The sequence below is a fragment of the Burkholderia sp. EMB26 genome, assembly GCF_024730645.1.
Lineage (GTDB): Bacteria > Pseudomonadota > Gammaproteobacteria > Burkholderiales > Burkholderiaceae > Burkholderia > Burkholderia cenocepacia.
The window spans coordinates 2,096,480-2,122,275 of sequence record NZ_CP078070.1; the positions used below are offsets into that span (position 1 = coordinate 2,096,480).

The window sequence follows — 25,796 nt, forward strand, 5'->3', positions numbered from 1 at the left end:
GTGGTCCGCTCAGGCGTTTTCCAGCACGATGCCTTCGATGATGTTCGCGACGTCCTCGCACTTGTCGGTGATCTCTTCGAGCAGCTCGTAGATCGCCTTCAGCTTGATGAGCGTCTTCACGTCGTCTTCCTCGCGGAACAGCTTCGACATCGCCGCACGCAGCACGCGGTCGGCTTCCGATTCCCAGCGGTCGATTTCCTCGCATTGCTTGAGGATCTGCGCCGACTGTTTCATGTCGGACAGCAATCCGACGGCCTGCTGCACGTGCTGCGCCGACTGGGTGACGATGTGCGCGAGCTGGCTCGCCTCGGACGTGACGGACTGCACGTCGTACAGCGATACGGCCGTCGCGACGTCTTCCATCAGGTCGAGGATGTCGTCCATCGTCGTGATCAGCTTGTGGATCTCGTCGCGATCGAGCGGCGTGATGAAGGTCTTGTGCAGCAGATCGATCGCCTCGTGCGTGAGCTTGTCGGCGGCCTTCTCGGCGATTTGCACGTTTTGCTTGTGAATCTCGGCGTCGGCGAGATTGTCGATCAGCAGTTCGAGCTCGCGGCCACCGGAAACGATGTGCTTCGCGTGCGAGTTGAAGAGTTCAAAGAACTTGCCCTCGGTGGGCATGAATCGACCGAACATGGGATTCCTGAGAGATTGTCAAACTACTGTCACGAAAACGGGCGACATTGTACCGGTTCCGGTCGCGACGCGACGTGCGCATATGCGCACGCCGGGATTGGATACAACATTTGGCGAAATAGGTGTTTACAACCGGCTTTACTCGCCGTAGAAGGTCTGCGCCCCGGCAAAATTGTCGAACTTCGTGTATTGCCCCAGGAACGTGAGCCGAACGGGCCCGATCGGGCCGTTACGCTGCTTGCCGATGATGATTTCGGCCGTCCCCTTGTCAGGGCTGTCGGGATTGTAGACCTCATCGCGGTAAATGAACAGGATCACGTCCGCATCCTGTTCGATTGCGCCCGATTCGCGCAAATCCGACATCACCGGACGCTTGTTGGGGCGCTGTTCGAGGCCGCGGTTCAGCTGCGACAGCGCGATCACCGGCACGTCGAGCTCCTTCGCGAGGCTCTTCAGCGATCGCGAAATTTCCGAAATTTCGGTTGCCCGGTTCTCGCCCTGCGACGAACCCGACATCAGCTGCAGGTAGTCGACGATGATCAGGCCGAGCTTGCCGCATTGCCGCGCCAGACGCCGCGCGCGCGAGCGCAATTCCATCGGATTCAGGCCGCCCGTCTCGTCGATGAAGAGCTGCGCCTCGCTCATCTTCTGCACCGCGTGCGTCAGTTTCGGCCAGTCCTCGTCCGTCAGGCGGCCCGTACGCATCCGGTGCTGGTCGAGGCGGCCGATCGAGCCGAGCATACGCATCACGAGCTGGGTGCCCGGCATTTCCATCGAGAACACCGCGACCGGCAACCCGTACTCGACCGCGACGTATTCGCCGATGTTCATCGAGAACGCGGTCTTACCCATCGACGGGCGCCCCGCGACGATGATCAGCTCGCCGCCGTGCATCCCGGACGTCATCCGGTCGAGGTCGACGAAGCCGGTCGGCGTGCCGGTGACGTCGCTCGGGTTCGCGGTGTGGTACAGCGTGTCGATGCGCTCGACCACCTGCGTGAGCAGCGGGCCGATCTCGAGGAAGCCCTGGTTGCCGCGCGCGCCCTCCTCGGCGATCGAGAACACCTTCGATTCGGCTTCGTCGAGCAGCTGGCGGACTTCCTTGCCCTGCGGATTGAACGCGTCGGCCGAGATCTCGTCGGCGACCGACACGAGCCGGCGCAGCACCGCGCGGTCACGCACGATTTCCGCATAGCGGCGGATGTTCGCCGCGCTCGGCGTATTCTGCGCGAGCGCGTTCAGGTATGCGAGCCCGCCGACGTCGTCGGCCTTGCCGGACGTGGTCAGCGCTTCGTACACGGTCACGACGTCGGCCGGGCGCGTCGACGCGATCAGGCGGCCGATGTGCTCGTAGATGATCCGGTGGTCGTAGCGGTAGAAGTCGCCCTGCGACAGGAAGTCGGCAATCCGGTCCCATGCCGCGTTGTCGAGCAACAGGCCGCCGAGCACCGACTGTTCGGCTTCGACCGAATGCGGCGGGACTTTCAGCGATTCGATTTGGGGATCTTGCGGCGCGTTCATGGGTTGGGATTATCGCGAATAGATGGCGGCAGCGCTACCACCGCTTGCCCGCGATCGGGCAATAAAAAAGGCAGGCCCCGGTTGCCCGGGCGCCTGCCCTTGTCCGGACGGCGGAAGCCGCCCGGCAAGCTTGCATACGCTTACGCGTGGTCGCCGATCACGTTGATCGTGACGTCGACGACGACGTCCGTGTGCAGCGCGACCTGGACGTTGTGCTCGCCGATCATCTTCAGCGGGCCTTCCGGCATGCGCACTTGCAGCTTCTCGACTTCGTAGCCTGCCTTCTTCAGCAGTTCCGCGACGTCGCCGTTCGTGACCGAGCCGAACAGACGGCCGTCGACGCCCGACTTCTGCGTGATTTCGAACGACTGGCCGTTCAGCTTCTCGCCGACTGCCTGCGATGCGGCCAGCTTTTCAGCGGCGATCTTTTCGAGTTCAGCGCGGCGCACTTCGAATTCGGCGATCGCTTCCTTCGTTGCACGGCGAGCCTTGCGGTTCGGGATCAGGAAGTTGCGAGCGTAACCGTCCTTGACCTTGACGATATCGCCGAGGTTACCCAGATTGGCGACTTTTTCCAACAGAATGATTTGCATTCGAATTCTCCTTATTGCGTCGCCTGATTACGCCTTGTGCTGATCGGTGTACGGCAGCAGCGCGAGGAAACGCGCACGCTTGATGGCCGTATCCAGCTGACGCTGATAGTGCGCCTTCGTACCCGTCAGACGAGCCGGCGTGATCTTGCCGTTTTCGCCGATGAAGTCCTTCAGCGTTTCCGTGTCCTTGTAGTCGATCTGCTCGACGCCTGCAGCCGTGAAACGGCAGAACTTCTTGCGCTTGAAGAGCGGGTTTTGTTGCTGACGACGCTTGTCGAATTTCTTACCAGTCGGGCGGGGCATGATTTCAGTCCTTTCCAATGTCCTGCAATGCTGTGATGTGAAACACCAAGGTTCTCGCGTTGCGGCTTTTCTTGGCCAGGAAGCCCGTGAACAGCGTTTCGACGCCCATTTCACGGCTTTCCAGCTTGCCGCTCGCCTCACCGGCCGCCACCGCCTCGATCGTCATTTCGACCTGACGGGGAATGCCTGCTTCGACGACTTCCGTGCGGTGATGCAACGTGGCGCTTGCGATCGGAACACCTGCCGGCGTATATCGCACCGGTGTGCGTTCGACGACGCTCGCCGTCAATTGCAACCTGTTCACGTGAGTGGCGCGCTCCTTGATGGCTTAATGAGTGACGAACTTAAGCCTGCGCTTCGGCCGGCTGAGCTGCAGCCGCCTTCTTGGCTTCTTCGCGCTGAACTTCCTTCATCATCGGCGACGGGCCGGTTTCGGCCTTCTTCATCTTGACGATGAGGTGGCGCAGCACGGCGTCGTTGAACTTGAACGCGTGTTCGAGTTCGTCGAGCGTCGTCTGGTCGCACTCGATGTTCATGCAGACGTAGTGAGCCTTCGCGAGTTTCTCGATCATGTAGGCCAGTTGGCGACGGCCCCAGTCTTCGACACGGTGGATCTGGCCGCCGTGCGACGTGATCGTGGACTTGTAACGCTCGATCATCGCGGGCACTTGCTCGCTTTGATCGGGGTGCACGATGAATACGATTTCGTAATGACGCATTACACACTCCTTGTGGATTAAAGCCACCCGGGCGTCTGAACCGGTGTGGCAAGTGAGAAGCCGAAGATTTTAACCCGGTTACGGAGCGCATGCAAGGCCAATCGACGATGCGCGGACGGATTCGGCCGTATTTTCAAAGACTTGAGCGCGTATGTCGGGCAAGCGGCCGCCGCTCGGCCCTTCTGCAGTCGGGGTCGGAGCGCAAGCACGCCGGTCCCGCGGCCGCAACGGTCACTCGTTATGCGTGCCGGCAAGTCGCGCGTCGAGCGCCGTCCGGAACGCCGCCAGCGCCGACGGCTCGGCGTCGGTCACGGCCCACCACGTCATCCCGGCCGCGTTCCAGCGGTCGAGCGCATAGCCCTGCGACACGGTCGTGTACGGGGCCGCCGGCCGCTCCCCGGCCGGCTGCACGTAGACGTCGACCACGTGCTGCCGGTGGCGGTAGACGAGCACCGCGACGCGGCGCCGCCCGACGTAGTCGAGCCGGCCGCCGACCAGCGCGAAGCCGCTCGCCGCGAGATCCTCGACCGGCGGCGCATAGTCGAGCCGGCCGTTGAACCACGGCTTGACCGTGTGCCGGTCGGTCGAGATCACGTCGATGTCGCGCGCCGACAGGTCGGCCCGCACGTGGCTCGCGACCAGTTCGTCGACCGTACGGGCGGTGTCGGCGTGGCGGCCCGACCATGCCATTCCGCCCGCCGCCGCGAGCGCCATCAGCAACGCGACGCCCCAGCCGAGGCCCGGCAGCGCGGCCACGCGCGGGCCGGTGCCGGTCGATACCGGGCGTGCCGCCCCGCCCCGCCCGGTCAGCCACGCGAACCAGTCGCGCCCGCGCGGCCGCCGGGGCGGCGGTGGCGGGGACTCCGGCCGCGGCTCGGCCCGCGACGGCGCATCGGCACGCGCGTCGGCCGCTGCCGGCAGGCTCGCGAGGAGGCTTGCCCGCAGCGCGTCCGGCGCGCGGTGATAATCGGCCTGCCGCACGGCCTGCACCAGCGTGACGATCCGCGCGCGTTCGCGGCGGCACGCATCGCACCCGTCGACATGCTGCTGGACCCGCAACGCATCGGGCGCCGACAGCTCGCGGTCGACGTCCGCGTCCAGCAACGCTCGCGCTTCGTTACAGTCCATCGATAGCCTCCGATGCGGTTCCGCCCGCCGGCGCACGGCCCGGCCGGCCTTCGGTCGCCGGCGCGGGCGCGCCGCCCAGCAGCGCGGCGAGCTTGCGCCGGCCGCGCGCGAGCCGCGACATCACCGTGCCGACCGGCACGTCCACGATCGCCGCGATCTCGCGGTAGCTCAGGTCCTCCATCTCGCGCAGCACGAGCACCTCGCGGTATTCGGCCGGCAGCTTCGCGAGCGCCGCATTCACGAGCCGCACATTCTCGCCGCGCAGCAGGTGCGCGAGCGGGTCCTCCGTCGCCGGCTGCCAGTCGTCCGGGACGTCGGCATCGTCGAGCGTGTCGGGCAGCGCGACCTCGTGCGCCTGCGTGCGCCGCCGCCACTCGGTGTACCAGGTGTGGCGCACGATCGTCAGCAGCCACGGCCGCGCGTTGTCGCCGCGACACGAATCGACGAAGCGCAGTGCGCGCATGCACGCGTCCTGCACGACGTCGTCCGCATCGCCGGCGCTGCCGCTCAGCCAGCGCGCGAGGTTGTACGCGGCGTCGAGATGCGGCAGCACGAGCGCGCGAAACCGCTCGCCGCGCGCGCGCGCATCGTCCGCCGCCCGGTCATCGACCGCCTGTCCGGCTTGCCCCACATGGCCTCCCTGGTCCCGGCGGCCGACGCCGCGCCCGTTCCGCGCACGGCACCCGGACAGACCGGCAACGTGCGCGCTCGATGACCTTACCGCTGCTGCGTCGAGTTTATTCCCGCGCCGTGCACATGAAGCGTAAAAAATCGCCGGACGGCCCAGCCGGCCGCCCGTTACGGCGTGGTGCTCCAGTAACCGGGGCGCGCGTACGCGGCGCGCAGATAGTCGATGAAATAGCGCACGCGCGCCGGCACGTAGCGCTGCTGCGGGTAGACCGCGAGGATGTCGTAGTCGGGCAGCGCGTATTCGTCGAGTACGGTCTCGAGCTCGCCCGTTTCGAGCTGCGCGGCGATTTCCCACGTCGAACGCCAGCCGAGCCCGAGCCCCTCGGCCACCCAGCGGTGCAGCAGCTCGCCGTCGTTGCAGTCGAGATTGCCGGTCACGCGCATCGTCGCGATCTTGCCGTGACGCTGGAAGTACCAGCCGCGGTTCTGCCCGCCCTGCAGGTTGAACGCCAGGCAGTTGTGCTTCAGCAGGTCGTCGAGCGACTTCGGCCGCCCGTGCTTGCGGAAATAGTCGGGCGTGCCGCACACGACGCGCCGGTTCGACGCGAGCTTCACCGCGACGAAGTTCGGATCGACCGCGCCGCCGATCCGGATCGACAGGTCGTAGCCTTCGCGCACGAGATCGACGACACGGTCGGTCAGGTTGAACGACAGCTGCATCTCCGGCTTGTCGGCCAGGAAGCCGGGCGCGTGCGGCGCGACGTGCTTGCGCCCGAACGCGGCCGGCGCCGACACGATCAGGTGCCCGCTGACCGCGCGCCGGCCGGCGGCCAGCTCGTTCTCGGCCTGATCCCATTCGGACAGCAGCCCGCGGCAGCGCTCGAGGAACGCGGCGCCCTCCTCGCTGACGACCAGCCGCCGCGTCGAGCGGTACATCAGCTTCACGCCGAGGCGTTTCTCCAGCGCGTCGATGCGCCGCCCGAGCACCACCGGCGACACGCCCTCCTCGAGCGCCGCCGCCGCGAGGCTGCCCGCGTCCGCGACCCGCACGAACGTCTCGATCTGCTTGAAGCGATCCATCTCCCGTCTCCGTCTCCGTTCCGACACCGGCGGGAAGCCCCGTCCGGCCGTCATTCCATACTTTTAGTTTCGAAATAAGCGACTTCGGCTGATCTTATCAAACCTTTCCTGCATCCCTAAAGTGTCCTCAACAGACCGATTCGCAAGATTCCACTATCCAAGGAGACATTCATGGCCAAGATGAGAGCCGTCGACGCAGCCGTACTCGTGCTCGAGAAGGAAGGCATCCAGACCGCGTTCGGCGTGCCGGGCGCAGCGATCAACCCGTTCTACTCGGCCATGCGCAAGTCGGGCGGCATCAGCCACGTGCTGGCGCGCCACGTCGAAGGCGCGTCGCACATGGCCGAAGGCTTCACGCGTGCGGCGCCGGGCAACATCGGCGTGTGCATCGGCACGTCGGGCCCCGCCGGCACCGACATGATCACCGGCCTCTATTCCGCGTCCGCCGATTCGATTCCGATCCTCGCGATCACCGGCCAGGCACCGCGCGCGCGCCTCTACAAGGAAGACTTCCAGGCCGTCGACATCGAATCGATCGCGAAGCCGGTCACGAAGTGGGCCGTCACCGTGCGCGAACCGGCGCTCGTGCCGCGGGTGTTCCAGCAGGCATTCCACCTGATGCGCTCGGGCCGTCCGGGCCCGGTGCTGGTCGACCTGCCGATCGACGTGCAGCTCGCCGAAATCGAATTCGACATCGACACGTACGAACCGCTGCCGGTCTACAAGCCCGCGGCCACCCGTGCGCAGATCGAGAAGGCGCTCACGATGCTCAACGACGCGGACAAGCCGCTGATCGTGTCGGGCGGCGGCGTGCTCAACGCGGCGGCCGAAGACCTGCTCGTACAGTTCGCCGAAACGGTCGGCGTGCCGGTGATCCCGACGCTGATGTCGTGGGGCGCGATTGCCGACGACCACCCGCTGATGGCCGGCATGGTCGGTCTGCAGACGTCGCACCGCTACGGCAACGCGACGATGCTCGCATCGGATTTCGTGCTCGGCATCGGCAACCGCTGGGCGAACCGCCACACGGGCAGCGTCGAGGTCTACACGAAGGGCCGCAAGTTCGTGCACGTCGACATCGAACCGACGCAGATCGGCCGCGTGTTCGGCCCGGATCTCGGCATCGTGTCCGACGCGAAGGCCGCACTCGAGCTGTTCGTCGCGGTCGCGCAGGAATGGAAGGCCGCCGGCAAGCTGAAGGACCGCAGCGCGTGGGTCGCCGACTGCCAGGAACGCAAGCGCACGCTGCAGCGCAAGACGCACTTCGACAACGTGCCGGTCAAGCCGCAGCGCGTGTACGAAGAGATGAACAAGGTGTTCGGCCGCGATACCTGCTACGTCAGCACGATCGGCCTGTCGCAGATCGCCGCCGCACAGTTCCTGCACGTGTTCAAGGCACGCAACTGGATCAACTGCGGCCAGGCCGGCCCGCTCGGCTGGACGATCCCCGCCGCGCTCGGCGTGCGTGCGGCCGATCCGAGCCGCCCGATCGTCGCGCTGTCCGGCGACTACGACTTCCAGTTCATGATCGAGGAACTGGCGGCCGGCGCGCAATTCAAGCTGCCGTACGTGCACGTCGTCGTGAATAACTCGTACCTCGGGCTGATCCGCCAGGCGCAGCGCGCGTTCGACATGGACTACTGCGTGCAGCTCGCGTTCGACAACGTGAACGCGCCGGAACTGAACGGTTATGGCGTCGACCACGTGGCCGTCGCGGAAGGCCTCGGCTGCAAGGCGCTGCGCGTGTTCAAGCCGGAAGAGATCGAGCCGGCGCTGCGCCAGGCGCAGACGCTCGCGGAAGAGTTCAGCGTGCCGGTGGTCGTCGAAGTGATCCTCGAGCGCGTGACGAACATCTCGATGGGCACCGAAATCGATGCGATCAACGAATTCGAGGATCTCGCCGAAAAGGCCGAGCATGCCCCGACCGCGATCTCGATGCTCGACTGACCCGCAAGACTTTTTTGACTGACCGACCGAAGAGGCTTAGCTCATGCCGAAGTTTGCTGCAAACCTGACCATGCTGTTCAACGAAGTGCCGTTCCTCGACCGCTTCAAGGCGGCCGCGGACGCGGGCTTCGACGCCGTCGAGTTCCTGTTCCCGTACCCGTATGCGAAAGAGGAACTCGCCGAACGGCTCGAGACCAACCGTCTGCGCCTCGTGCTGCACAACCTGCCCGCCGGCAACTGGGATCAGGGCGAGCGCGGCATCGCGTGCCTGCCCGATCGCGTCGGCGAATTCCAGGAAGGCGTCGGCCGTGCGATCGAGTATGCGAAGGCGCTGAAGGTGCCGCAGCTGAACTGCCTCGTCGGCATCCCGTCGGCGAGCACGGCGCGCGACAAGACGTTCGTCACGATCGTCGACAACCTGCGCTTCGCGGCCGACGCGCTCAAGCGTGAAGGCATCCGCCTGCTCGTCGAGCCGTGCAACAGCTTCGACATCCCGGGCTTCGCGCTGAACCGCTCGTCGGAAGGGCTCGACGTGATCCGCGCGGTCGGCTCGGACAACCTGTTCCTGCAGTACGACATCTATCACATGCAACGCATGGAAGGCGAACTGGCCGCGACGATCGAACGCAACCTCGCATCGATCGGCCACGTCCAGCTCGCGGACAACCCGGGCCGCAACGAGCCGGGCACCGGCGAGATCAACTATGCGTTCCTGTTCGCGCTGCTCGACCGGCTCGGCTATGCCGGCTACGTCGGCTGCGAATACAAGCCCCGTACCACCACGACGGAAGGCCTCGGCTGGCTGCAAAGCGTGGCCGGCTGCGCACCGGCCTCGGCGCGTCGCGCCGCCTGAGTCGCGCCCTTTCCGTTTTCAGCCCTATAGGAGACTTTCACATGGCAACCATCGGTTTCATCGGCCTCGGCATCATGGGCGCGCACATGGCGCGCAACCTGCTCAAGGGCGATCATCAACTCGTCGTGAACGGCGCGTTCCCGATCCCGGACGACCTGCGCGGCAGCGCGAAGGTCGTCGCGAACTCCACCGAAGTCGCGCAGCACGCCGACATCATCATCTCGATGGTGCCGGACACGCCGGACGTACGTAACGTGCTGTTCGCCGACGACGGCGTCGCGAAGGGCCTGACGGCCGGCAAGCTCGTGATCGACATGAGCTCGATCTCGCCGCTCGACACGCAGGCATTCGCGAAGCAGATCAACGCGCTCGGCTGCGACTACCTCGACGCGCCGGTGTCCGGCGGCGAAGTCGGCGCACGCGAAGCGACGCTGACGATCATGGTCGGCGGCCCGGAGAAGGCATTCGAGCGCGCGAAGCCGCTGTTCGAGAAGATGGGCAAGAACATCACGCTCGTCGGCGACAACGGCGCGGGCCAGACCTGCAAGGTCGCGAACCAGATCATCGTCGCGCTGAACATCGAGGCGGTCGGCGAGGCGCTGCTGTTCGCCGCCCGTTCGGGCGCCGATCCGGAGCGCGTGCGCCAGGCGCTGATGGGCGGCTTCGCCGCGTCGCGCATCCTCGAAGTGCACGGTGCGCGCATGACCAAGCGCACGTTCGATCCGGGCTTCCGCATCGAGCTGCACCAGAAGGACCTGAACCTCGCGCTCGACGGCGCGCGCAAGCTCGGCCTCGCGCTGCCGCACACCGCGAGCGCGCAGCAGCTGTTCAGCGTGTGCGCGTCGCACGGCGGCAAGGCATGGGATCACTCGGCACTCGTGCGCGCGCTCGAAATCATGTCGAACTTCGAGATCGGCCAGACGCCGGCCGCGTAACGCGGATGCCGCAACGCGCGTTTGTGCTGCGATGGCGCAGGCGTGCGACGGATACACGTGACTCGGCCGCGGCCGGTCGCATCGATGCGCGCCGCACGCGCGCATCACGGTGGGGCGCCCCGCCCTGCATCGCCAACGGCATGCGGGACGGGGCGAAAAACGCCGCTCTGGGCTGAGAGCGGCGTGGTGGGGTCCGCAGCGGCACCCGGCGGCGCCGGGGAAGCCTTGGTCGGTCAGACGTCGTCGTCGGGTGTCCGCCTGTCGGATTTCGCGTATTACATTTCTTTACGTTCGAGCGTGCGATTTTTCATGCAATCGTCGCGTTGAACGCCTACACTTTCGCCACGCCTTTCGAGAAAACCGCCGCGCTTGCGCGCCCTTCCGGGCCCGCCCCCAGCGCGGTGTTTTTTTCGCCACTTCACGGCGCGTTTTCTTTTCAACCACCTAAGGAGTGCAACGATGGGTCTTCTTTCGTTTATCAAGGAGGCGGGTGAAAAACTGCTGGGTCACGCCGATGCACAGGCAGCGGAAGATCCGAATGCCGCGAACCAGACTGCGGCCGATGCCATCAAGAACTACATCAGCTCGCAAGGCCTCGACACGTCGAACCTGACCGTCGCGTTCGACGGCGCATCGCGCACCGTCACGCTGTCGGGCAGCGTCGCCGATCTCGACACGAAGGCGAAGGTCAAGGTCGCGGCCGGCAACGTGCAGGGTGTCGCGGGCGTCAACGACGACGATCTGCAGCCGGACGATCCGGAAGTGCAGTACCACGACGTGAAGCCGGGCGACACGCTGTCGGCGATCGCCAAGGAAGTGTATGGCGACGCGAACAAGTATCCGGTGATCTTCGAGGCGAACAAGCCGATGCTGTCGAGCCCGGACCGGATCTACCCGGGCCAGAAGCTCGTGATTCCGCCGCAGTCCTGAGCGTTCGCGCAGCACTGACGCAAAAAATGGCAGGCCATTGGCCTGCCATTTTTTTATGCACGCTGCACGACGTCCGCGCGGCGACCGTCGGTCACAGCGTATCGAACGCGCGCTGCAGGGCGTCGCGATCGTGGATGCCGTTCGCGAGCGCGAGCATCAGCAGCACGCGCGCCTTGAACGGGTGCAGCGAGCCCGCGCTCACGAAACCGAGCGCATCGTCGCTCGCGGCGCCGTTGCGCATCACGTGCCCCGAACCCACGCGCGACGCGCGGACCACCGCCACGCCCGCGTTCACCGCATCGGCGAGCGCCGCCTGCAGCGTCGCATGGATCGAGCCATTGCCGGTACCCGCGACGACGAGGCCGCGCACGCCGGCCGCGACGAGCGCGTCGACGGCCGTGCGCGTCACGCCCGCATAGCTCGCGACGACTTCGACCAGCGGCCAGCTCGCCGCGATCGCCAGTTGCGTGTCGCGGGTACGCGTGACGCGGCGCGCGAATTCGACGCGGCCGTCCTGCACCCAGCCGAGCGCACCGAGCTCCGGCGACTGGAACGCGTCGACCGCATAAGTGCTCGTCTTGACGACATCGCGCGCGCCGTGGATCCGGTTGTTGAACGCGACCAGCACGCCCTGCCCGCGCGCGGCCGGATGGGCGGCCACCGTCACCGCGTTCAGCAGGTTCAGCGGGCCGTCGGACGACAGCGCGGTTGCCGGCCGCATCGCGGCCGTCAGCACGACCGGCTTGTCGCCTTTCACGACCAGATGCAGCGCATACGCGGTCTCCTCGAGCGTATCGGTGCCGTGGGTGATCACGATGCCGTCGATCGCCGGGTCGGCCATCAGCGCGTCGATCCGCGCGGCGAGCGTGTTCCACAGCGGCAGCGCGAGATCCTTGCTGTCGATGCTGGCGACCTGCTCCGCGTCGATGCGCGCGACGGACGCGAGCGCCGGCACGGCGTCGACCAGGAAACTGACGCCGAGCGCGCCGGCCTGGTAGCCGGCCGTGCTGGCCGCGTCGGGCGCGGCGCCGGCGATCGTGCCGCCGGTGGCGAGGACGGCGATGCGCGGCAGCGCCGGCGCGGACGAAGGGGATGCGGTGTTCGGTGTATTCATGGCCGCGATTGTAATGGCTCGCGGCCGCGAGCCGGCGGGTTCCGGCGCGGCAGCCGGCCGTTGCCGGCGCGCGTCATGGTTTGTCCCGATCCCCGCGCCGCACGCGCCGTCAACGGCCGTGGCGTCCGCAACGTTATAGGAAGTGCCGTTTTGGTGTTTTCACATTGATTTGCCATAATCGGAACGCGTGGTGCGATGTGGCCCTGTCCTCATCGCGTCGTGCGTCGTGACGGCGTCGATCACGCGCAATTCACCCCATGGGAGTGTCGAAATGAAAATCCAATCGCTCGTAGCCGCAGTGCTTCTCGGCGGCATGCTGGCTTCCCCCGCATTCGCGGCGAACAGCCAGCAGGACAAGATGAAGGCCTGTAACACGCAGGCAGCCGGCAAGACGGGCGACGAACGCAAGGCGTTCATGAAGGACTGCCTGTCGGCGAAGCCCGCAAAGGCAATGACGCAGCAGGAGAAGATGAAGGCATGCAACACGCAGGCCACCGGCAAGAAGGGTGACGATCGCAAGGCGTTCATGAAGAGCTGCCTGAGCAACCAGCCGGCCGCCTGAGTCCCGGCGCTCCCGTCCCGAATGCCGCGCCCCGCTTCGGCGGGCGCGGCATTTTCGTTTTCGTTGCACGCGCATCGACGTGCGCCATTCGGCCTTTCCCGCCCCGTTTTTCCGGCCCGCCGTCACGACGCCGCCACATGGTGCGGCAATTCGCCGCGTTTTCTTCTATGATGGCTGCAACGCGGCCCACCCAAGACCAAGAAGCGCCATCGGGCCGCCCTCGAGACGGACGCGCACGCGCGTCAAACGGAGGCTTTGGATGGCATGGAGACAACACCGCTGGTTCCGCCGCTGGCTGATCGTGATCGTGTTCTGGGCGGTGCCCGTCGCGATCATCGCCGTGCGCGAGATCCGCGAGGAAATGGCCTACAACAAGGCGGACCTGCAGCTCGCGCTGACCACCTGGCAGCTCACCGATGCGCAGCAGGCCGCCGGCGCCGCCGCGAAGTGCCACGGGGATCCTGACGACGCGCGCGCGGCCGGCTGCCCGGCCGACGTGCTCGCCGCCAACGCGCCGCGCCAGCAGGCGGCCCGCGACGAATACGTGGTGCGCCGCAATACGCTCGCCGGCTACCTGTGGCATGCGTTCGTCGGCTACTGGGTCGTCCCGGCCGCGTTCCTGTTCGCCTGCGGCGTCGTGATCGCGCTGATCCGCCGCGCGCTGCGCCGCCCGCCGATCAAGCCGCCCGTTCCGCCTGTCACGCACTGACCCCGACACGCGCCGCGGGCGCCGCCGCCCCCCGCTCGACCACTGCGTTCCCCGCATGCCGCCCCAGCGCGAAGCGCGCCTGGCGCTCGGGCGCCACTCCGTCCGTTGGCGCGCCGCGACACCCTCGCGCGATTTGACGCTTTTTCACGTGGCAACGAAAAGAGGCCGTAATCCGCTGTGATATAACTGCCGACGTGATCCGCTCCCTGAGCGAGACTCACTCCGAACATCATCCGATGGAGAACAACGATGCAAAAACGGAATCTTGTGCTGAAAGCCGCCGCTGCGCTCATCGTCGGTAGCCTCGCGCTCACCGGTTGCACCACCACCCCGGACAAGCCGGACAACGCCGCGACCAACGCGTCGAAGCGTCAGTCGATCGACGCGAGCGTCGACGCGACGCTGTCGCGCATGTACTCCACGGTCAAGGGCTCGCGCGAGCTCGTCGCGAAATCGCGCGGCGTGCTGGTGTTCCCCGAAGTGATCCAGGCCGGCTTCATCGTCGGCGGCCAGTCCGGCAATGGCGCGCTGCGCGTCGGCGGCAGCACGGTCGGCTACTACAACACGTCGTCGCTGTCGGTCGGCCTGCAGGCCGGCGCGCAGTCGAAGGCGATCGTGTTCCTGTTCATGACGCAGCAGGCGCTCGACGAATTCCGCGGCTCGGACGGCTGGGCAGCCGGCGCCGGCGCATCGGTCGCGCTCGTGAAGATGGGCGCGAACGGCGCGGTCGACTCCAACACGGCTACCGCGCCGATCCAGGTCGTCGTGCTGACCAACGCCGGCCTGATGGGCGACGTGTCGATCAACGGCACCAAGGTCACCAAGCTCAAGATCTGACGTTGACGCACTGCCCGCGCGTGCCGCGCGCGGGTCATGCGCAAACGGCGATGTCCTTGCGGGCATCGCCGTTTTTTTATCCGCCGGCGCGGCGCCGGGTCGGTCGGACTGCTCGGGCCGTTCAGGCCGCTCAGGTCGTCGAATCGATCACCTTGAAGCGCGAGCGCTTCTGCGCGCGGATCACCGACTGGTACACGTCGACGTACTGCTGCGCCATCCGGCGCGACGTGAAGCGCTCCTCGAAACGCTGCCGCACGCGCGCACGCGGCAGCAGGTGCAGCCGGTTCACGGCGGCCACTGCGCTGATTTCGTCCTCGACGATGAAACCCGACACGCCCTCGTCCACCACTTCGGGCACCGCGCCGCGGTTGAACGCGATCACCGGCGTGCCGCACGACATCGCCTCGATCATCACCAGGCCGAACGGCTCCGGCCAGTCGATCGGAAACAGCAGCGCATGCGCACCCGACAGGAATTCGGCCTTCTCGTGATCGGCGATCTCGCCGATGTATTCGACGTGCGGCAACGCGAAGAGCGGCTTGATCTCGCGGTCGAAGTATTCCTGGTCGGCCGCGTCGATCTTCGCGGCGATCCGGATCGGCAACCCGCACTGGCGGGCGATGCGGATCGCGGTATCGACGCGTTTTTCCGGCGAGATACGGCCGAGGAACGCGAGATAGCGCGGCTCGACGGGCTGCGGCATGTACAGCGTATCGGGCAGCCCGTGATAGACGGTCGTCAGCCATTTCGCCTGCGGCAACGGCTGGCGCTGCGAATTGGAAATCGAGATCACCGGCGCCGTGTTGAACGTGTCGAACACCGGTTGCTGCTCGGGCAGGTCGAGCCGGCCGTGCAGCGTCGTCACGTAAGGCGTTTCCTGCCGGTTGAAGACCGAGAACGAGTAGTAGTCCATGTGGAAATGGAGCACGTCGAAATCCTTCGCGCGGCGCGCGACCGTCTCCATCAGCAGCATGTGCGGCGCGACCCGGTCGCGGATCGACGAATCGAGCCGCAGCGCGCGCGGCCACACGGGCTCGAGCTTCGCCCGCGTCGTCGAATCGCCGCTCGCGAACAGCGTCACGTCGTGGCCGAGGTCGACGAGCGCCTCGGTGATGTAGGACACGACGCGCTCCGTGCCGCCGTACAGCTTCGGCGGCACGGATTCGGTCAGCGGGGCGATCTGGGCAATTCTCATGGTCCACGTCTCCTGTGTCCTGTCCGTTGCGGTACGGCCGGCGGAGTCCGCGCTTGCGCGCGCCCCGCCCTGCGTCCATGCCGCGCCGGCCGGCATGGCGCCAGCCGGATATCTCATTATTATTCGCGATCCCGATGAGCGGAACCGCAGGTCTTGCATTTTTTGGGCGTTGTTACAGACCGGATACATTCGACCGATCGGGCTCGCCGCGTCGCTCGGGGCCGGCTGGCGCGGATTCGGCGCGGCCGGGCGTCGAACACATGCCAACGATCGCGATCAGGCCGTCAACGCGACGGCCACTTCCATGCCGGCAGGTGGCGCGAGTCGGCATCGACGAGCGCGGTCGCGCCGAGCTGCTTGTCGAGCACCAGCGATTCGCAGCCCGCCTCGCGCTCGAGCGTCGCGATGAGCCGCGCCGCGTGCGACACGACCAGCACCTGCGAGCGCCGGGCGGCCTGCGCGATCAGGCGGCCGAGCGCCGGCAGCAGATCGGGATGCAGGCTCGTCTCCGGTTCGTTCAGCACCATCAGCGCCGGCGGCCGAGGCGTCAGCAGCGCGGCCGCGAGCAGCAGGTAGCGCAGCGTGCCGTCGGACAGCTCGGCCGCCGCCAGCGGCCGCAGCAGCCCCGGCTGGCGCATCAGCACGTCGAAGCGGCCACGGCCGCCCGGGTTGTCGATCTCCACCGACGCGCCGGGAAACGCGTCGTCGATCGCCGCGTCGAGCGCCGCCGCGTCGCCGATTTCGCGGATCGTCTGCAGCGCGGCGGCGAGGTCGGCCCCGTCGTCCGCGAGCACCGGCGTATGGGTGCCGATGTGCGACTGGCGCGCCGGCGCCTGCGCATCGGTCCGGAAATGGTCGTAAAAGCGCCACGAGCGGATCCGTTCGCGTACCGCGATCATCTCGGGCGCGCCGGTCGGATCGGCGAACTCGGTCATCATGCTGTCGAAGCTCGCGACCGGCTGCGGAATCGTCTGCCAGTCGCCCGATGCGGTACGCACGCGGATCTGCGCGCCCTGCCGGTCGACCAGCAGCGTGGACGGGCGCAGCAACGCGCCGCCCCAGACGCATTCGCGCTTGACCACCGGATCGAGCGCAAACTGCGAACTGCTCGGCAGCGGCAGGCCCAGATCGATCGAGTAGCCGAAATCGTCGCACGCAAAGCCGAGCTTCAGGCTCACCGGGCCCTTGCGCACCGTGCCCGTCACCGGCACGTCGCCGGCCAGCATCGCGCGCGAGAAACGCTCGGGGCCGGCCCACAACGTCGACGGCAAGCCACCCTCGCGGGCGAGCGACGGGATCACGCGGCCCTGCGCGGTGTCGGCGAGCAGCCGCAGCGCGCGGTACACGCTCGACTTGCCGCTGCCGTTCGGCCCCGTGACGACGTTGAGCGCCGCGAGCGGCACGATCAGCTCGCGCAGCGAGCGGTAATTGGCGATGGCGAGCGTCTTCAGCGCGGTCATGGAATTGGGCGACGGGGAATGGCAGGCAGGCGCCGGGCCGCGTTCAGCGGCCGTCGACGGCCTGCGGATCGGCCGCGGTGTTGGCCGCCGTGCTGGCCGCAGGCGACCGCGCGTGCGGCCGCTCGGGATTCGGCGCATCGGGCGCGGATTCGTGCGGATACAGCTCCATCCGGCTGCGCGGCAGGCATTGCGGATAACGGTCCTGCAGATAGGCGATCAATCCTTCGCGCACGCGGCAGCGCAGGTCCCAGCACGACGACGAATCGGCCGCGCTGACGAGCGCGCGCAACTGCATCGTGCGCTCCGTCGCGTCGGTCACCTGCAGCACCTGCACGCGGCCGTCCCATTCCGGCGCCGCGTGGACGAGCCGCGCGAGCTCCTCGCGCAGCGGCGCGAGCGGCGTACGGTAATCGACCGACAGGTAGACCGTGCCGATGATCTCCGCGCTGCTGCGCGTCCAGTTCGTGAACGGGTTCTCGATGATCCACTGCAGCGGCACGACGAGGCGCCGCTGGTCCCACAGCCGCACCGACACGAACGAACCGGTGATTTCCTCGATGCGCCCCCACTCGCCCTGGATCACGACCACGTCGTCGAGCCGGATCGGCTGCGTGAGCGCGATCTGCAACCCGGCAATCAGGTTGCCCAGCACCGGCCGCGCGGCGATACCGGCGACCAGCCCCGCGACACCGGCCGATGCCAGCAGGCTCGCGCCGATCTGGCGCACGTTCGGAAACGTCATCAGCGCGGCGCCGGTACCGATGATCACGATCAGCACCATCACGGTCCGTACGAGCACCTTGGCCTGCGTATGGACGCGTCGCGCGTGGAGGTTGTCGGCCGTATCGATCGGATGGGCCTGGATGATCGCGTCGCCGACGCCGGCCGCGAGCCGCACCAGCAGCCACGTGAGCGACACGATCGAGCCGACCGCCGCCGCGGTGCGCATGCCGCGCACGAACGACATGCCGTCGTCGGCCTGGACCCACACGAATTCGAGCGCCAGCAACGCCAGCACGACGAGCGACGGCTTGTCGATGTAGCGCAGGATCGCGCTCATCAGCGGATACGGCTGCGCGATGCGCTTGACGATGCGTGCGCCGAGGCGGTGCACGACCGTGACGACCAGTATCACGATGACCGACACGACCAGCGTGCCGAGCCACGAATGCAACGGCGCATCGGCGATGCGCTGCAGTTCCTCGATTGAAATCATCGGCGCCCTCGAGTGATGAAGCGCGCAGGCTTCGTCCTGGATGCGTCGGCGACGTCCGGGCCACGCACGCGCCCGGACACGGCGTCAGATCAGTTGCCGCTCCTGCAGGGAAACGCCTTGCCGAGACCGAGCGACACCGCGGTGCTCGCGTTGTAGTCGGCCAGCTTCGGATTTTCGGCGATGTACTTGCGCACCGCGTCCGTCATCTGTTGCGCCCGGATGTCGGGCGGCAGGCAGAAGTACTGGCCGACGCGCGGCCCCGTGGTGCCGCCGATCGCATCGATCGTGTTGTAGACGCCGTCGGCGGCGCCTTCGATATAGGCCGCGCACGACGCCCGCGACTTGACGTCCGTCTTCGCGCACAGCCGGTCGAGATCCGCGCCCGTGAAAGCCGCCGCCGACAACGGCACGGCAAACGCCGCGGCACAAAACATTGCGCGCAACATGGTGTTCCTTATGTCAATGCGGCCGGTGACCGCCTGCTGCGTTGGCCGGTGCGGCGCCGGCTGCCCTGCCGCGGCCGGAAGCCGGCCGGGCGGACAGGCGGCGCCGCACCAAAAACCGTTATTTTGCACTCTTTTGTGCATCTGCCGGCGTCGACGCACCGATACGCGTCGTCCGCTTGCTCAGGATCTCGATCGCGTCCGGCGCGTTGTAGTGCTTCGCGAACTCGAGCGCGGTGATGCCGAGCTGGTTCTTCACCTGCGGATCGGCGCCCTGGTCGAGCAGCAGCGTGACCGTCGACGCATGGTTGCCGCGCGCGGCCATCATCAGCGGCGTCGTGCCGTTCGGCGATGCGGTATCGATGTACGCGTCGTGGTCGAGCAGCACCTTGACGACCGCGTCCTGGCCGTTGGTCGCCGCGTAGTGCAGCGGCGCCCAGCCCTTCTTGCTGACTTCCGCGCCCTTGTCGATCAGCAGCTTGACGAGGCCGAGGTCGCCGTTCAGCGACGCGAGCATCAGCGCGTTTTCGCCGGCCTTGTCTTCCTTTTCGAGATCGACGTTCGGCGTCGTCGCGATCGCGGCCGCGACCTTGTCGGACTTCTCGCGCGCGGCGATCACGAGGATCGGGTCGCCGTTCGGCGCGAGCGTGTTCGGATCGAGCTTGCCGCTCTTGAGCTGCTTGCCGATATCGGCGATGTCGTCGAACTTGACGGCCTTGACGATCGCGTCGAGCGACTCGGCATGCGCGCCGGCGGCGGCGAACAGCCCGCTCGCGACGAATGCGGCCGCAACGAGTGCGCGTTTGGGCAGATGGTTGGTCGGCTTCGTCATTGTTGTGGGCTCCTTCCCTGGGTTGTCGGCTGCGCGCCCGTCGTTAGCGGGCGATCCTGAACAGCCGGAAAAAGTTCTGCGTCGTCGCATCCGCGAGCGCCTCGACGGCGATCCCGCGCTCGGATGCGATAAAGCGTCCGACATGGCTGACGTACGCAGGTTCATTCGGCTTGCCGCGATACGGCACCGGCGCGAGGTACGGCGAGTCGGTCTCGATCAGCAGCCGGTCGAGCGGCACGCGCCGCGCGACGTCCTGCACGTCGGTCGCGTTCTTGAACGTGACGATGCCCGACAGCGAGATATGGAAGTTCTGCGCGAGCGCCTGCTCGGCGACCGGCCACGGCTCGGTGAAGCAGTGCATCACGCCGCCCGGCACGTCCGCGCGCTCCTCGGCCATGATCCGCAGCGTGTCTTCCGACGACGAACGCGTATGGATGATCAGCGGCTTCATCGTCGCGGTCGCCGCGCGGATGTGCGTGCGAAAGCGGTCGCGCTGCCATTCCATGTCGGCGATCGAGCGGCCTTCGAGACGGTAATAGTCGAGGCCGGTTTCGCCGATCGCGACGACCTTCGGGTGCGCGGCCAGCTCGACGAGCTCCGCGAGCGTCGGCTCGCGCATGTCCTCGTGATCGGGATGCACGCCGACCGACGCGTACACGTTGTCGTGCGCTTCGGCGATCGCGAGCACGTCGGGCAGCGTCTCCAAATCGACCGACACGCACAGCGCGTGGGTGACGTCGTGCTCGCGCATGTTCTCGAGAACGGCCGGCAGGCGGTCGGCCAGGCCCTTGAAATTGATGTGGCAGTGAGAGTCGACGAACATCGTGTTTCCTGAATACGTGAGACGGACGCTCATGCGCCCGCCGGCATGCGGCAGCGGGCGACGTGGGCGGGCCGGCCGGCCACGGTCGCGCCGTCGCGTGATCCGTTCATCGTTTCGCAACCCATCGGAAACAATGCCGGATCAAGCAAACATTTCCCGATAGCCGAGAAACAATTCCTCGAATACGAGCCGCGCGTTGAGCGGATGGTTCTCGACGGTCCGCTGCCGCGTCACGGCTTTCATGAAGCGGGCGAATGCGTTCGCGTCGACCGCTTCCGCGCAGCGCGCCAGGGCCGCCGCGTGCATCGGGAAGTAGCGCGGCGCGCCGGCCATCCGCTGCGCGAGCACATCGTACAGCCAGCGTTGCAGCCAGCCGAGCACCAGCGGCACCGGCAGCTTCTGCAGCGTCTCGCCGCACGCGAACGGGTCGCAGGCCGCCCCGGCGGCCAGTTGCCCCAACGTGTAGTCGCGCAGCGGACGATTCTCGTCGCTCGCGAGCGCCAGCGCGGCGAGCGGCGCGCCGCCGGCTTCCGCGAGCAGCGCGCTGGCCTGGTCGACGCCCTGCGCCGCCAGCCACGCGGCGGCGGCCTCCGGTGCCGGCACGGTCATCGGCCACTGGCGGCAGCGGCTGATGATGGTCGGCAACAGGCGGTCGATGCGCGCCGACACGAGCAGGAACACGACGCCGGGCGGCGGCTCCTCCAGCGTTTTCAGCAGCGCGTTCGACGCGGCGACGTTGAGCGCTTCCGCCGGATACAGCACGACGACGCGCGCGCCGCCGCGGTGCGAGCCGACCCCGCAGAAGTCGAGCAGCGCGCGCACCTGCTCGATCTTGATTTCCTTGCTCGGTGCCCGGGTCTTCTTGCCGCCTTCGTCCGCGTCGGCCGGCTTCGCGTCGTCCGCGGCGCCCGGCGCCTCGCCCGCCAGCGCCTCGGGCAGCACGATCCGGTAGTCCGGGTGGTTGCCCTGCGAGAACCAGTTGCAGGCGGCGCAGGCGCCGCACGGCTCGCCGTTCGGCTGCGGCGATTCGCACAGGAAACCCTGCGCGAGATGCTGCGCGAACTGCAGCTTGCCGATCCCGGCCTGACCGTGCAGCAGCAACGCATGCGGCCATTGCGCGCGCAGTTGCTGCAGGCGGTTCCAGTCGTCGGTTTGCCACGGATAGATCATGGGGTGCGTCCTTGCGGGTTACAGCGCGGCGAGCACGCGTTCGAGCTGCTGGCGAATCTCGGGAATCGATCGCGTCGCATCGACGATCGCGAAGCGGTGCGGCGCCTCTTCCGCGCGCCGCAGGTATTCGGCACGCGTACGCGAGAAGAACGCGTCGGACTCGCTTTCGAACTTGTCCGGCATGCGCGCGGCCCCGCGACGCTCGCTCGCGACCTGCGGCGCGACGTCGAACAGCACCGTGAGGTCGGGCTGGAAACCGCCCTGCACCCAGCGCTCGAGCGTCTCGAGCTTGTCGCGCGGCAGCCCGCGGCCGCCGCCCTGGTACGCGAAGGTCGCGTCGGTGAAGCGGTCGGACACGACCCAGTCGCCGCGCGCGAGCGCCGGCTCGATCACGAGCGCGAGGTGCTCGCGCCGCGCGGCGAACATCAGCAGCGCTTCCGTCTCGAGATCCATCGGCTGGTTCAGCAGGATCTCGCGCAGTTTCTCGCCGAGCTGCGTGCCGCCCGGCTCGCGGGTCACGACGACCTGCCGGCCGGCCGCAGCCAGCCGGCCCTGAAGGCGTTCGCAGAACCATGCCAGGTGGGTGGTCTTGCCCGCCCCGTCGATGCCCTCGAACGTGATGAATTTACCGCTCGCCATTATTGACCTCGTATGTATTTGTCCACGGCCTTGTTGTGGTCGCCGAGCGTGTCCGAGAACACGCTCGTGCCGTCGCCCTTCGCGACGAAATAGAGCGCGCTCGTCGGGGCCGGATTGATCGCCGCCTGCAGTGCGGCGACGCCCGGCAACGCGATCGGCGTGGGCGGCAGCCCGCGTCGGGTGTAGGTATTGTAAGGAGTGTCGGCCTGCAGGTCGCGCTTGCGCAGCCGGCCGTCGTACGCGTCGCCGAGCCCGTAGATCACGGACGGATCGGTCTGCAGCGGCATGCCGATGCGCAGCCGGTTCGCGAACACGGCCGCGACGAACGCGCGGTCGGCCGCGTGGCCGGTTTCTTTCTCGACGATCGACGCGATCGTCAGCATCTCGTAAGGCGTCTTGTACGGCAGCCCCGGCGTGCGCGCGGCCCATGCCTCGTCGATGCGCGTCTGCATCAGGCGATAGGCGCGCCGGTAGATGTTCAGGTCGCTCGTGCCCTTGTCGAACAGGTAGGTATCGGGGAAGAACAGCCCCTCGCCGCTGCCGCGCTGCACCACGCCGTCCGGCGCGCCGATCGCGCGCAGCAGCTCGGCGTCGCTCATGCCGGCCGTCGCGTGCGCCAGATCGGGGTTCGCGTCGAGCTCCGCGCGCATCCGCTTGAAGGTCCAGCCCTCGATGACCGTCGCGACGTATTCGTTCACGTCGCCGCGCGCGATCTTCTGCAGCACGTCGTACGGCGTGATGCCGGTCTTGAATTCGTAATTGCCCGATTTGAGCCGGCTCGACAGCCCGAGCACGCGCGTCATCGCGACGAAGGCGAACGGCTCGACCGGCACGCCGCCGCGCTTGAGCTGCAGCGCGACGCTCTTCACGCTGCTGCGCGGCTTGATCGTGACGTCGAGCGATGCCGAGCCCAGCAACAGCGGCCGGGTCGCCCAGTAATACCCGCCGCCCGCGCCGGCAGCGGCCACAACGACGGCCAGCGCCACGATCGTCGCGGCGCATTTCTTCAGTAGGGACATGGAAACGTGACTCAGGTAAGACCCATATAATACTTGCTCGCCTTCGTCAAAGTCAGGGTTGACTGTTCCCTCATTCCATGAGCACACCGTTCGCTTCACCGGCTGCCCAGGCCGCATCTGCCTCGCTCCCCGTTTTCCCCCGCCCGTCCGCCGCCGATTTCGATGCGCCGGGCGCCTGCATGCCGCTGCCGCAGTTCGGCGTGATCGACGTGGCCGGCGACGACGCCGCGACGTTCCTGCACAGCCAGCTCACCAACGACATCGAACATCTCGATGCCGGCAGCGCGCGGCTGTCCGGGTACTGCTCGCCGAAGGGCCGCCTGCTCGCGTCGTTCCTCACGTGGCGCGCCGGCCACGGTGTGCGCCTGCTCGTGTCGAAGGACGTGCAGCCTGCCGTGCAGAAGCGGCTGTCGATGTTCGTGCTGCGCGCGAAGGCGAAGCTGACGGATGCGAGCGACACGCTCGCGGTGGCCGGTTTCGCTGGCGACGTGCGCGACGCGCTGTCGGGCATCTTCGATGCGCTGCCCGATGGCGTGCACGTGAAGGTCGACGGCCCGGCCGGCACGCTGATCCGCGTGCCGGATGCAGCCGGCCGCAAGCGCTATCTGTGGATCGGCCCGCGCGCCGAGGTCGACGCGCGCCTCGCCGCGCTCGCCGGCACGCTGCCGGTCGTGTCGCCTGCCGTGTGGGACTGGCTCGACGTGCGCGCGGGCGAGCCGCGCATCACGCAGCCGGCCGTCGAACAGTTCGTACCGCAAATGGTCAACTTCGACGTGATCGGCGCCGTTAACTTCAGGAAAGGGTGCTACCCGGGCCAGGAAGTGGTGGCGCGCAGCCAGTACCGCGGCACGATCAAGCGCCGCACCGCGCTCGCGCACGTCGCCGGCGAGACCGATACCGTGCATGCCGGCGTCGAGCTGTTCCACAGCGACGACCCGGGCCAGCCGTGCGGGATGATCGTCAACGCGGCGGCCGCGCCGGCGGGCGGCGTCGACGCGCTGGTCGAGATCAAGCTCGCCGCGCTCGACAGCGGCACGGTGCACCTCGGTTCGGCCGACGGCCCGGCGCTCGCGTTCGACGCGCTGCCGTACGCGTGGCCGACCGAAGCGTGATGCACTGACAACCCGTTCGCGCGCCGGCTCGCGAGTCGCAGCCGGCGCCCGATGTTTCCTGCGAGAGATTCGCCCGATGTGTCTGATTGCCTTCGACTGGCAGCCTGATGCCGCCGCCGGTCCCGTCTTTACCCTCGCCGCCAATCGCGACGAGTTCTTCCGCCGGACCAGCGCGCCGCTCTCGTGGTGGGAGGACGTGCCGGGCGTACTGGCCGGCCGCGATCTCGAAGCCGGCGGCACGTGGCTCGGCGTATCGCGCGACGGCCGCTTCGCCGCGCTGACCAACTACCGCGCGCCGTTCGACATCCGCGCGGGCGCGCCGACCCGCGGCAAGCTGGTATCCGACTTTCTCGGCGGACCATCGGTCGCACCGCTCGACTATCTCGCGCAACTGGCCGAGCATGCAGCCGTGTACAACGGCTTCAACCTGCTCGTCGGCGACTGGCGCCGGCGCGAACTCGCGTGGTTCTGCAACCGCGCGCCCGAGGGCGAAAGCCGTGTCGCCGCACCCGTCGCGATCGCGCCGGGCGTGCATGCGCTGTCGAATGCGCGGCTCGACACGCCCTGGCCCAAAGTGGTGCGCAAGCGCGCGGAGCTCGGCACGCTGCTCACCGACAATCCGACCCCGTCGCTCGACGAACTGATCGCGCTGATGCGCGACCCGCACGTCGCGGACGACGACGCGCTGCCGCACACGGGCATTCCGATCGAGCGCGAGCGCGCGCTGTCGGCCGCCTTCATCGAGACGCCCGAATACGGCACACGCGGCACCACCGCGCTGCGCGTAACGATGAAGGAAGGCGTGCGGCTGACGGTGGAGGTCAAGGAGCGCAGCGACGACGACGGCTCGCACCGCACCGTCCGGCCGGGCGCGTTCGAGCGCGCGTTCACGTTCGATATCGACGCGACGCGGCCGCGCTGAACGCACGCGTTGCGCGCTACGGCGCGCGCGCCATCTCGACGTGCGGCACGCCGGCTTCGACGAACGGTTCGCCGACCGCCGCGAAGCCGTGCCGCAGATAGAACGACACCGCCGAATCCTGCGCGTACAGCCGCACGACGGCTTGGCCGCGGCGCCGCGCGGCATCCAGCAGCGCATTCAGCACGGCGGACCCGACGCCCTGCCCGCGCATGTCGGCCAGTACCGCGACGCGGCCGATCGTGCCGGACGGCAGCAACCGCCCCGTCGCGACCGCGCGGCGCAACCCGGTCGCCGCGTCGGTCCGGTACGCGACCGCATGCAGCGACAGCGGATCGTCGTCGTCGAGCGCCCATTCCGGCGGAATCTGCTGCTCGCGCACGAATACCGCGTCGCGGATCCTGGCTGCGTCGCCGCCCAGTACCGTCCAGTCGCCCGTTTCCACTCCGCCCACGCCGTTCGTCATCGCAG

The 25,796-nt window shown here is 67.6% G+C and carries 29 protein-coding genes; 9 read left to right on the top strand and 20 right to left on the bottom strand.

What is annotated here, in order from left to right; translation table 11 throughout:
• Positions 1-9 precede the first annotated feature (9 nt).
• The 9 genes from KU887_RS09855 to KU887_RS09895 all read right to left on the bottom strand — a co-directional run bounded on the left by KU887_RS09855 (position 10) and on the right by KU887_RS09895 (position 6,610).
• Positions 10-636: a DUF47 domain-containing protein gene (locus KU887_RS09855; protein ID WP_006486252.1), complete on the bottom strand. Its 627-nt coding sequence runs from the start codon at positions 634-636 to the stop codon at positions 10-12.
• Positions 637-774: 138 nt separating this feature from the next.
• Positions 775-2,157 carry a replicative DNA helicase gene (locus KU887_RS09860; protein ID WP_006486249.1) on the bottom strand — a complete coding sequence of 461 codons (1,383 nt, stop codon included), beginning with the start codon at positions 2,155-2,157 and terminating at the stop codon, positions 775-777.
• 140 nt (positions 2,158-2,297) lie between these two features.
• On the bottom strand, positions 2,298-2,750 hold the full coding sequence (rplI, locus tag KU887_RS09865) for a 50S ribosomal protein L9 (RefSeq protein ID WP_006486256.1): 453 nt from the start codon (positions 2,748-2,750) through the stop codon (positions 2,298-2,300).
• Between the two features lie 27 nt (positions 2,751-2,777).
• Positions 2,778-3,053: a 30S ribosomal protein S18 gene (rpsR, locus tag KU887_RS09870; protein ID WP_006486248.1), complete on the bottom strand. Its 276-nt coding sequence runs from the start codon at positions 3,051-3,053 to the stop codon at positions 2,778-2,780.
• 4 nt (positions 3,054-3,057) lie between these two features.
• Positions 3,058-3,357, bottom strand: a complete 300-nt coding sequence (priB, locus tag KU887_RS09875) for a primosomal replication protein N (protein ID WP_012328667.1) — start codon at positions 3,355-3,357, stop codon at positions 3,058-3,060.
• A 40-nt stretch (positions 3,358-3,397) separates the two neighbouring features.
• On the bottom strand, positions 3,398-3,772 hold the full coding sequence (gene rpsF, locus KU887_RS09880; RefSeq protein ID WP_006486255.1) for a 30S ribosomal protein S6: 375 nt from the start codon (positions 3,770-3,772) through the stop codon (positions 3,398-3,400).
• Between the two features lie 231 nt (positions 3,773-4,003).
• On the bottom strand, positions 4,004-4,900 hold the full coding sequence (locus tag KU887_RS09885) for an anti-sigma factor (protein ID WP_258250042.1): 897 nt from the start codon (positions 4,898-4,900) through the stop codon (positions 4,004-4,006).
• The gene (locus KU887_RS09890) at positions 4,890-5,531 is read right to left on the bottom strand and encodes an RNA polymerase sigma factor (RefSeq protein WP_012492670.1); all 642 of its coding nucleotides are present in this window, start codon (positions 5,529-5,531) and stop codon (positions 4,890-4,892) included. The genes KU887_RS09885 and KU887_RS09890 overlap by 11 nt, the downstream gene beginning before the upstream one ends.
• A 167-nt stretch (positions 5,532-5,698) precedes the next feature.
• Positions 5,699-6,610 carry a LysR family transcriptional regulator gene (locus KU887_RS09895; protein ID WP_006496376.1) on the bottom strand — a complete coding sequence of 304 codons (912 nt, stop codon included), beginning with the start codon at positions 6,608-6,610 and terminating at the stop codon, positions 5,699-5,701.
• Positions 6,611-6,781: 171 nt separating this feature from the next.
• On the opposite strand from KU887_RS09895, the gene gcl reads away from it, so the two are divergent.
• The 4 genes from gcl (at position 6,782) to lysM (ending at position 11,275) form a co-directional block, all read left to right on the top strand.
• Positions 6,782-8,557 (top strand): glyoxylate carboligase, encoded by a 1,776-nt coding sequence (gcl, locus tag KU887_RS09900; RefSeq protein ID WP_006485953.1) that lies wholly within the window; start codon positions 6,782-6,784, stop codon positions 8,555-8,557.
• 43 nt (positions 8,558-8,600) lie between these two features.
• Complete coding sequence (gene hyi / locus KU887_RS09905; protein ID WP_006485952.1) at positions 8,601-9,410, top strand: hydroxypyruvate isomerase; 810 nt, start codon at positions 8,601-8,603, stop codon at positions 9,408-9,410.
• A 41-nt stretch (positions 9,411-9,451) separates the two neighbouring features.
• Entirely contained in the window at positions 9,452-10,345 is an 894-nt protein-coding gene (locus KU887_RS09910; RefSeq protein WP_006485940.1) for a 2-hydroxy-3-oxopropionate reductase, read from the top strand.
• A gap of 459 nt (positions 10,346-10,804) precedes the next feature.
• A complete protein-coding gene (gene lysM, locus KU887_RS09915; RefSeq protein WP_006478617.1) occupies positions 10,805-11,275 on the top strand; it encodes a peptidoglycan-binding protein LysM in 471 nt (156 codons plus the stop codon).
• Between the two features lie 91 nt (positions 11,276-11,366).
• On the opposite strand, the gene KU887_RS09920 is transcribed toward lysM, so the two are convergent.
• Positions 11,367-12,389, bottom strand: coding sequence for an asparaginase (locus KU887_RS09920; RefSeq protein WP_069353271.1), 1,023 nt, complete (start codon positions 12,387-12,389; stop codon positions 11,367-11,369).
• 271 nt (positions 12,390-12,660) lie between these two features.
• Here KU887_RS09920 and KU887_RS09925 point away from each other — a divergent pair, with 271 nt between their 5' ends.
• The 3 genes from KU887_RS09925 to KU887_RS09935 all read left to right on the top strand — a co-directional run bounded on the left by KU887_RS09925 (position 12,661) and on the right by KU887_RS09935 (position 14,497).
• Positions 12,661-12,951, top strand: a complete 291-nt coding sequence (locus KU887_RS09925) for a PsiF family protein (RefSeq protein ID WP_011549641.1) — start codon at positions 12,661-12,663, stop codon at positions 12,949-12,951.
• A gap of 259 nt (positions 12,952-13,210) precedes the next feature.
• Positions 13,211-13,660, top strand: coding sequence for a membrane protein (locus tag KU887_RS09930; protein WP_006485938.1), 450 nt, complete (start codon positions 13,211-13,213; stop codon positions 13,658-13,660).
• Positions 13,661-13,909: 249 nt separating this feature from the next.
• Positions 13,910-14,497, top strand: coding sequence for a YSC84-related protein (locus KU887_RS09935; protein WP_006496373.1), 588 nt, complete (start codon positions 13,910-13,912; stop codon positions 14,495-14,497).
• 130 nt (positions 14,498-14,627) lie between these two features.
• Here the strand turns inward: KU887_RS09935 and KU887_RS09940 are convergent, their stop codons facing one another.
• From KU887_RS09940 to mltG, 9 genes are all read right to left on the bottom strand, one after another.
• Positions 14,628-15,692 (bottom strand): glycosyltransferase family 4 protein, encoded by a 1,065-nt coding sequence (locus tag KU887_RS09940; RefSeq protein WP_006485945.1) that lies wholly within the window; start codon positions 15,690-15,692, stop codon positions 14,628-14,630.
• 284 nt (positions 15,693-15,976) lie between these two features.
• A complete protein-coding gene (locus tag KU887_RS09945; RefSeq protein ID WP_006485944.1) occupies positions 15,977-17,152 on the bottom strand; it encodes an AAA family ATPase in 1,176 nt (391 codons plus the stop codon).
• Between the two features lie 43 nt (positions 17,153-17,195).
• Positions 17,196-18,368, bottom strand: a complete 1,173-nt coding sequence (locus KU887_RS09950; RefSeq protein WP_006485950.1) for a mechanosensitive ion channel family protein — start codon at positions 18,366-18,368, stop codon at positions 17,196-17,198.
• An 89-nt stretch (positions 18,369-18,457) separates the two neighbouring features.
• Positions 18,458-18,814, bottom strand: coding sequence for a Rap1a/Tai family immunity protein (locus KU887_RS09955; RefSeq protein WP_006485939.1), 357 nt, complete (start codon positions 18,812-18,814; stop codon positions 18,458-18,460).
• 118 nt (positions 18,815-18,932) lie between these two features.
• Positions 18,933-19,643: an ankyrin repeat domain-containing protein gene (locus KU887_RS09960; RefSeq protein ID WP_006485954.1), complete on the bottom strand. Its 711-nt coding sequence runs from the start codon at positions 19,641-19,643 to the stop codon at positions 18,933-18,935.
• Between the two features lie 43 nt (positions 19,644-19,686).
• Positions 19,687-20,466 carry a TatD family hydrolase gene (locus KU887_RS09965; protein ID WP_059720652.1) on the bottom strand — a complete coding sequence of 260 codons (780 nt, stop codon included), beginning with the start codon at positions 20,464-20,466 and terminating at the stop codon, positions 19,687-19,689.
• A 141-nt stretch (positions 20,467-20,607) separates the two neighbouring features.
• Positions 20,608-21,636 carry a DNA polymerase III subunit delta' gene (locus KU887_RS09970; RefSeq protein ID WP_006496369.1) on the bottom strand — a complete coding sequence of 343 codons (1,029 nt, stop codon included), beginning with the start codon at positions 21,634-21,636 and terminating at the stop codon, positions 20,608-20,610.
• An 18-nt stretch (positions 21,637-21,654) separates the two neighbouring features.
• Complete coding sequence (gene tmk, locus KU887_RS09975) at positions 21,655-22,275, bottom strand: dTMP kinase (RefSeq protein ID WP_006483888.1); 621 nt, start codon at positions 22,273-22,275, stop codon at positions 21,655-21,657.
• On the bottom strand, positions 22,275-23,294 hold the full coding sequence (gene mltG, locus KU887_RS09980) for an endolytic transglycosylase MltG (RefSeq protein ID WP_006496368.1): 1,020 nt from the start codon (positions 23,292-23,294) through the stop codon (positions 22,275-22,277). Before mltG ends, tmk begins: the two co-directional genes overlap by 1 nt.
• A 77-nt stretch (positions 23,295-23,371) precedes the next feature.
• Between mltG and KU887_RS09985 the strand changes: the two genes are divergently transcribed.
• Complete coding sequence (locus KU887_RS09985; RefSeq protein WP_034201627.1) at positions 23,372-24,406, top strand: folate-binding protein YgfZ; 1,035 nt, start codon at positions 23,372-23,374, stop codon at positions 24,404-24,406.
• Between the two features lie 76 nt (positions 24,407-24,482).
• Positions 24,483-25,328 (top strand): NRDE family protein, encoded by an 846-nt coding sequence (locus KU887_RS09990; protein ID WP_034201626.1) that lies wholly within the window; start codon positions 24,483-24,485, stop codon positions 25,326-25,328.
• A gap of 16 nt (positions 25,329-25,344) precedes the next feature.
• Here the strand turns inward: KU887_RS09990 and KU887_RS09995 are convergent, their stop codons facing one another.
• Entirely contained in the window at positions 25,345-25,791 is a 447-nt protein-coding gene (locus KU887_RS09995) for a GNAT family N-acetyltransferase (RefSeq protein WP_006483905.1), read from the bottom strand.
• Between the last annotated feature and the right edge of the window lie 5 nt (positions 25,792-25,796).